Here is a 312-nt window from a genome sequence, read left to right on the forward strand (position 1 = left end):
GCGGGTGGGGTCGGGCGGGAGGATCGCCGGTGGGGTGGGGTTGCTGTCCCAGACGCTGACCTCGATCGCCCCGTCGGCGGCGTCGAGGGCGAGCAGGCTTGCGCCGGGGGCGTACTTGTCGGCGTTGGTCAGCAGTTCGCTGACCACGAGCTGGACGACGTCCGTCGTGGACTCGCGGACCGGCAGGCCGTGGACGGCCCGGACGTCGGCGAGGAAGCGGTGGGCGAGGTCGCGGGCGGCTGCGATGTCCAGGCTGCCCTGGAAGACCCCGGACACCGAAAGGGCCGCCTCCCGGCCCGCTCGCCGGTCTGC

1 protein-coding gene is annotated in these 312 nt (G+C 74.4%); it reads right to left on the minus strand.

What is annotated here, in order from left to right; all coding sequences use genetic code 11:
* Positions 1 to 312 (minus strand): ATP-binding protein (locus OO47_RS33070; RefSeq protein ID WP_199812375.1); only part of this gene is annotated, 312 nt, incomplete at both ends.

Origin of the sequence: Streptomyces bikiniensis, assembly GCF_000716625.1 — a bacterium.
Lineage (GTDB): Bacteria > Actinomycetota > Actinomycetes > Streptomycetales > Streptomycetaceae > Streptomyces > Streptomyces bikiniensis.